Below are 6,628 nucleotides of genomic sequence, written 5' to 3' on the forward strand. Positions count from 1 at the left end.
CTTCATACGATGCGCACTATATCGGCCATTTGATACTTCGGAACAACAAAGCAGCCCTGCTCGTCGAGATAATATTTTATATCCGCCCCTACCGGCACATCCACAGTATATCCCGTCTGCTTCGGGTATCCAAGTGCCAGTGCAAGGCGCGGCGTGTCGGCTGAAGCGATATGCAAAAGCTCCCGCACCTTCGGTACATTTATAGAGCCCATGATACAGCTTCCGACACCCTCCTTCCAGGCAGTCATAGTCATGGCGCTTACGGCGATTCCTGTATCCACATCACGAAACGCGCCTGCGCCTGCCGCCTGAATCACTACCACAAAAGCAGTCGGCAGCTCATCCTCCTTCGGGGCTCCTATCTCAGGTGGAAGAAGCGCAGCCCATTTCATCAGCGGCTGCATTGCTGCAACCATATCAGGAGACTTCACCACTATGTATCGAAGCGGAAGCTTGTTTGAAGCACAGGATACCAGCCTTGCATGCTCCAGCATTTCATGCAGTACCTTTTCCGGAACAGGTCTCTGCTCAAAGCGTCTGACACTTCTGCATGTACGATAAAGCTCGTCAAGTTCCAATAAAATCCCTCCCTGTATAACTCTAATAATAAGTATAACTCAAAGCTTCATATTTTGTCTCCGCAAAATTTTAAAGCGGAGTTATGTAGCATTAAAACACGGCTTTTCTGTGGCAAACTTTGATTTAAGGCATTATAATACAAATATATGAATCGTGTGCGTATACATAAAAGGGAGATAGATATAATGAACTGGAAACTTGTGCTTGGTATTTTGACGGCGAACGTGCTTTTTATGTCGTCAAGCTACACTATGCTTATTCCATTTCTTCCCATGTATCTCACTTTGGAGCTGAGTGTTCCTGAATCTGATGTCAACATCTGGTCCGGTATCGTTTTCTCCGCCAGCTTCGTCATGAGTGCCGTAATGGCTCCAATATGGGGTAAACTCGCCGACAAAAAAGGAAAACGCCTCATGGCAATCCGTGCCAGCTTCCTACTTTCCATCAGCTATTTTCTTGGCGGTATTGTGCAGACTCCCGAGCAGCTTGCTCTTATGCGGCTATTTCAGGGCTTTGCCGCGGGACTCTGGCCGATGGAACTGGCTATAATGTCCCTTTATTCCCCACCTGATAAGCTGGGGGTCTGTATCGGTATACTGCAGGGCGTTCTTACTGCCGGAAGTGTCATAGGCCCCCTTATAGGAGGTGTCCTTGCCGAGTATTTCGGTATGCGGGCATCCTTCTATCTTGCAGCAGGTGCTTTGTTCGTTAACTGTCTGGCATTTGTTTTCGTCATAAAAGAGCCCCCTGCGCCCGAAACGCCGTCCAATTCACCCAAAAAGGATCAGAGCTCCTTTTCTCTCCTCAGCCGCCCCGTCATTGCTACGCTTTTATGCGCGAGCGCGCTGGTACAGATGGTTATTCTGATTCTCCAGCCTATCCTGACAACCTACATCTCTTCCCTTGCCGGAGAGCTTCCGAATCTTGTTCTCGTTTCAGGTATTGTTTTCTCGCTGGGCGGAATAGCAGGCGCGGCAGCAGCTCCGTGCTGGGGATGGTTCGGTCAGCATAACGGCTTCGTCCGGGCAATGCTGATGGCTATGCTTCTCGGAGGCTGTGCCCTTATTGTACAGGGTACAATGACTGAGCTGTACAGCTTTGCGGCAATGCAGTTTGTATGCGGTCTTTTCTTCTGCGGAATACATCCTTCACTCAACTCACTTCTTGCCAAGTGTACCGAGCCTTCCGTAAAGGGCCAGATTTTCGGTCTGATGTTTGCGGCGCAGCAGATTGGCTCTATTCTCGGCCCAATCCTCGGCGGTGTTGTCGCGACATATTTTGGAATGCATTCAGTATTTTTTGCTGCCGGCGCAGTTTTGATATTCATGAGCCTTACTCTGCGCGTGAACAGAAAACGACTTCCTGCAGCCTAGGATTACACAGGGTTAAATTAAAATACGGGGCCAAAATATAGAAAAATAGAAAAAACGGATTTTCCCCGCTTTTCAGGGAAAATCCGTTTTATTTGTTTATTCGCGCCGTATTTTTTCATGAAACTCCGGCGTATCAATATATTTTTTTATGAACCTTATAAAGTTGCCGTCAGCCTGTGAAAATACCTTCTGCGGTCTCCAGCACAATGATATCTGTATTACATACGGCGGGTCAAAGGGAATTTTTCGGAATGTAAAATCCATGCGTGTAACAAACTCAGGAAGTATTGCAACACCCATTTTATTTGCCACAAGCTGCTTCATTGTCTTTGTCTGGGCAGCACACAGTACGATATCAGGCGTAAAATCATTATCAGAGCAATGCCTGTCTATACTTCTGTACTGAAATGTCTTAGGCTGCTGCATGATGAACTTTTCACCGCGAAGCTCCGAAAAAGAAACCCTTGACGCATCCGCAAAGCGGTGTCCCATATCCACACAGAGATTCATATTGCAGCGTGCAATCGACATCTCGTTTTCGGGAAGCCGGATGTCCTCACCCATTACTATCCCGAAATCCAGCTCACCTGAATCAACGAGGCGGCGGACTTCCTCAGAATCATTATACGCATGAAGTACAAGGTCAATCTGCGGATACTCCATCTTAAACCGAGTAAAAAAATCCGGAAACAGATACGCTTCGAACATAGGAGGAATGCATACCTTTATCTTGGCAGAGGATGTGCGGCAGAACCTCTGCATATCCTGCTTAGTCGCCTCAACATCATGCAGTATGCGCTCTGCATGCACCTCAAAGGCATGGCCTTCTGTCGTGAGCGTAAGATTACGATGCTGCCTGTCAATAAGCTTCACCCCCAGCTCTGTTTCCAAAGCCTTTACTGCCTTTGTGACAGACGGCTGTGAGACTCCAAGAATCTCGGCTGTTCGCGTAAAATTCTTAAGTCGGCTCAGCGTCGTAAAATATTCAAGCTGTCGAAGTTCCATGCAGCCACCTCCCATTTCCTTCATTTTATCATAACTTTAAGGAATAACAAGGCGTAAAAAAAAGAATCATTCGAATATTCCGAATGATTCTTTACAGCCCGTATCTTATTTCACAAGAGAAACCGGAGACAAAACTGAAATTCCCTTCGAATTGACAAAAACATCAGCACGCACTCCGAACACATTTCCAAGCATATCAACAGTCAGAATTTCCTTTGGCGTTCCCTGTGCGAATACTCCATGGTCTTTTATAACAACAATCTCATCAGCATACTGCAGCGCGTGATTTATATCATGAAGGACCATGATAATCGTAATCCCATACTCCCTGTTCAAATCCTCGACTATATTCATTACCTCAAGCTGATGCCCGATATCAAGATATGTCGTAGGCTCATCAAGAAGAAGAATCTCAGGCTTCTGAGCAAGTGCCATAGCAATCCATGCACGCTGCCGCTCTCCGCCTGAAAGACGGATAACCGGACGGTCTACGAATGCATTAAGCTGCGTACGCTCAATAGCCCACTCTACTGCTTCCCTGTCTGCCTTCGGATCGCTTGCACGAAGCCAGCTCCGATACGGAAAACGGCCGAAATCCACAAGCTGCTTTACCGTTACATCGGCAGGAGCCTGCGCCCCCTGCGGGAGAATAGCAAGCCGCTGCGAGAGCTTTTTACGTCCCATTTCACGGACATCCTCACCATCAAGAAGAACCTGTCCTTCATATTTTCTGTTAAGACTCGACAATGCCTTAAGAAGTGTTGATTTACCGGCACCGTTTGGTCCGATAATCGCCGTGCGTTTTCCCGGCGAAAAGGATACATTGACATTTTTGAGGATGGTATTTCCCTCAAATGCCACCGTCAGATTTTTTGCTTCAAGTGCCATCAGAGTTCCCTCCTCAACAAAAACAGAAAGAACGGCGCACCGAGCCCTGCCATAAGAATTCCTACAGGAAGCTCTGTCGGCGCAAAAGCCGTGCGGGCAAAGGTGTCACTGAACATAACAACAGCCGCTCCCAAAAGCGCCGCTCCCGGAAGCAGAAAACGATAATCCGAACCGATGATAAGACGCGCCGCGTGCGGAACAATAAGACCGACAAAGCCCAAAAGACCGACAACAGACACAGCACTTGCCGCAAGCATCGCAGCAATCGCCGTCATAACAATACGCGTAAGCTCAACATTAAGACCGAGTCCCTTTGCGATTTCATCGCCAAGCTGCAGTATATTAAGATGGCGTGCCCCAAGCATGACAAGAATAATACCTGCGACAGCATAAGGATAAATAATATCAACATGAGGCCAGCTGCGTGCCGCAAGACCCCCAACCATCCACATAAGAGCACCATGAACCTTGTCGCTGTGAAAAATCATAAGCGCGGAAATACCTGCTCCCAAAAATGCCGACACAGCGACACCTGCCAGAATTATACGTACAGGACGTATTCCGTTTTTCCACGCGAGAATATAGATAACGACAGCAGCAGCCATAGCTCCGAGAAAAGCTACAGGCGTCACAAGATATTCGTATCCTGGAAATACAAGCATTACAATAATACCTGCAAGTCCCGCTCCCGACGAAATGCCGATTATGTGCGGATCCGCGAGTGGGTTTTTCATAATCGCCTGAAGCACAGCTCCTGACAATGCTAAATTTATACCGACAAAAGCCGCCACGATAGTACGCGGCAGGCGGATATTCCAAAGAATCTGCTCATGTGTGCCTGTACCGGTGCCAAAAATAACTGTAATAATCTCATCTAGCGGGATGCTCACGGAACCCATACCTACACTCAGCATGAATCCACCGACAGCCAGCACAGCAAAGATAATCAATACAAAGATACGCCGTACCAAAACAGCATTCGATGCTTCTTCCTTAACTTCCATCACTTAAATCCCTCCGGATAAATCAACCTTGCCATTTCCTCAACAGCTTCAGGATAATGGATACAAGGACTTAAAAGAAAATGCTCCTGGGAAAGGTAATATACCTTTTTATCTCTTACAGCAGGAATACTCTGCCAGGCAGGATTCGTCTCCATTGTCTTTTCCATACTTGCCTTGATTTCGTCAACCTTTCCCATGCTGGTGACAAAAATAACATCAGGATTCTGCTCAACAGCCGTCTCAATACTGTACGGAGCCGCATCCGGCTTATCTTCCATTGCCTTCATCCCGGATGCAACATTCTTAAACCCAAGAAGATTTGCTACAGAACCGGCTATACTGGAATCAAGCTGCACAGATACTCCCTGGGAGGTGCTGTGCAGTATAAGAACCCTCAGTTCCTTTTTGGGAAGACGATTCTTTATTTCTTCAATGCGCTTGTCCATATCCGCAATAAATGCCTCAGCCTTTTCCGGATGTCCTGTTATAACGGCAAACTGCCTGAGACCATTCTTAACATCTTCATAGCTTTTCAGCTTGGCAACGATTACAGGAATTCCTGCTGCCTCCAATGGCTGTATAAGCTTCTCATTCGTCGCCTTGTTTATAATAACAAGATCAGGCGTATACGAAATGAGTTTTTCCATATCCACATTATATGTACGCCCGATACTTGGCTTATCCTTTGCATACTCCGGCATATTTGTCTTGGAATCAGGACGCGCTACGACATCACCGCCCACCTCATGAAGCGGCTCCAGGAATGAAGATGAAGTAACAATAATCCGCTCAGGCTTCTTCTTGAGCTTGACCGTGCGTCCATTCACATCAGTGATTTCAGCAAAAACGTCTCCTGCCGGAGCTTCGGCCTGTTTTCTCGCGCCGCACCCCGCAAGCACAGCAGCCAACATTATCGAAATTATGAGCACTATAGTTTTCTTACCCATTTCTAAATACTCCTTTATGTATTTTCACGCATAAAATTAGCCGCCGTTCACAACTAAACGGCGACTTGAAAATGCTCTTCATACAAGGAAAATAACCCATGTCTCCAGAGCAATGCATGCCGCCATAAGAAGCGCGACTCCTACACCCTGGATTGTCTTTGGTGTTCCATACAGCCAGTCCTTCGTCAGGCTGCCGCGGTAATTCAAAAATACGAACCAGCCGGAACGCACAGTAAACCATTGCTGCTTACGCTCCGGACCAATAACCTTTGTAAACATATTGATAATGCATAAAGCACCTAAAAAAGCACAAATAATACGAATTGCAACTTCCTGCTCTGTCATCATGTTTCCTCCAAACTTTACCGACAACATACATTTTTGAAAAATCATGTGTCAGCTCCGGCATAAAGCCTGCCGTAATATATTGGTAATTCCCAACATCGCAAACACATTGAGAATCTCTCTTACTTGTTATTATACCGATATGCGCAGCCAAGTGCAATACACAGGACTTTTGTTTCTCTATCTTTTATGTTTTTTGCAAAAAAAAATCCCGGTCGGAAAATCCGACCGGGAAATTTTTCATTTTGCTGCTAATCCCGACTCAGGGGAAGAACGGCCAAACGATAGGAATAACGATAAGGGAAACTACGAGGCAGACAAGAATCAAAGGCGTACCAGCGATGATATAGTCTTTGAAGTGATATCCGCCAGGTCCGAGAACCAGCGTGTTCGGCGGTGTACCAACCGGCGTAGCGAATGCGCAGGATGCAGCAACAGCGATAGCCATCAGAACTGCATGCGGGTCAGCGCCAATGTTCTGAGCGAT

At 46.8% G+C, this 6,628-nt stretch carries 8 protein-coding genes; 1 reads left to right on the forward strand and 7 read right to left on the reverse strand.

Annotation, left to right across the window (positions count from 1 at the left end; all coding sequences use genetic code 11):
- Positions 1 to 2: 2 nt before the first annotated feature.
- Entirely contained in the window at positions 3 to 578 is a 576-nt protein-coding gene (locus BUA83_RS12095; RefSeq protein WP_072936540.1) for a nitroreductase family protein, read from the reverse strand.
- A 186-nt stretch (positions 579 to 764) separates the two neighbouring features.
- On the opposite strand from BUA83_RS12095, the gene BUA83_RS12100 reads away from it, so the two are divergent.
- Complete coding sequence (locus BUA83_RS12100; RefSeq protein ID WP_072936541.1) at positions 765 to 1,952, forward strand: MFS transporter; 1,188 nt, start codon at positions 765 to 767, stop codon at positions 1,950 to 1,952.
- Between the two features lie 96 nt (positions 1,953 to 2,048).
- Here the strand turns inward: BUA83_RS12100 and BUA83_RS12105 are convergent, their stop codons facing one another.
- From BUA83_RS12105 to BUA83_RS12130, 6 genes are all read right to left on the reverse strand, one after another.
- The gene (locus BUA83_RS12105; protein ID WP_072936542.1) at positions 2,049 to 2,957 is read right to left on the reverse strand and encodes a LysR family transcriptional regulator; all 909 of its coding nucleotides are present in this window, start codon (positions 2,955 to 2,957) and stop codon (positions 2,049 to 2,051) included.
- A gap of 105 nt (positions 2,958 to 3,062) precedes the next feature.
- A complete protein-coding gene (locus tag BUA83_RS12110; protein WP_072936543.1) occupies positions 3,063 to 3,845 on the reverse strand; it encodes an ABC transporter ATP-binding protein in 783 nt (260 codons plus the stop codon).
- Positions 3,845 to 4,816: a FecCD family ABC transporter permease gene (locus BUA83_RS12115; RefSeq protein WP_072936549.1), complete on the reverse strand. Its 972-nt coding sequence runs from the start codon at positions 4,814 to 4,816 to the stop codon at positions 3,845 to 3,847. The genes BUA83_RS12110 and BUA83_RS12115 overlap by 1 nt, the downstream gene beginning before the upstream one ends.
- Positions 4,817 to 4,848: 32 nt before the next feature.
- Positions 4,849 to 5,796, reverse strand: coding sequence for an ABC transporter substrate-binding protein (locus tag BUA83_RS12120; protein ID WP_072936544.1), 948 nt, complete (start codon positions 5,794 to 5,796; stop codon positions 4,849 to 4,851).
- Positions 5,797 to 5,874: 78 nt separating this feature from the next.
- Positions 5,875 to 6,141: a hypothetical protein gene (locus BUA83_RS12125; protein ID WP_072936545.1), complete on the reverse strand. Its 267-nt coding sequence runs from the start codon at positions 6,139 to 6,141 to the stop codon at positions 5,875 to 5,877.
- A gap of 262 nt (positions 6,142 to 6,403) precedes the next feature.
- Positions 6,404 to 6,628: SLC13 family permease (locus BUA83_RS12130; RefSeq protein WP_200796080.1), on the reverse strand; the 225-nt coding region annotated here is incomplete at its 5' end.

Source organism: Schwartzia succinivorans DSM 10502 (assembly GCF_900129225.1).
In the GTDB taxonomy this organism is placed as follows: domain Bacteria; phylum Bacillota; class Negativicutes; order Selenomonadales; family Selenomonadaceae; genus Schwartzia; species Schwartzia succinivorans.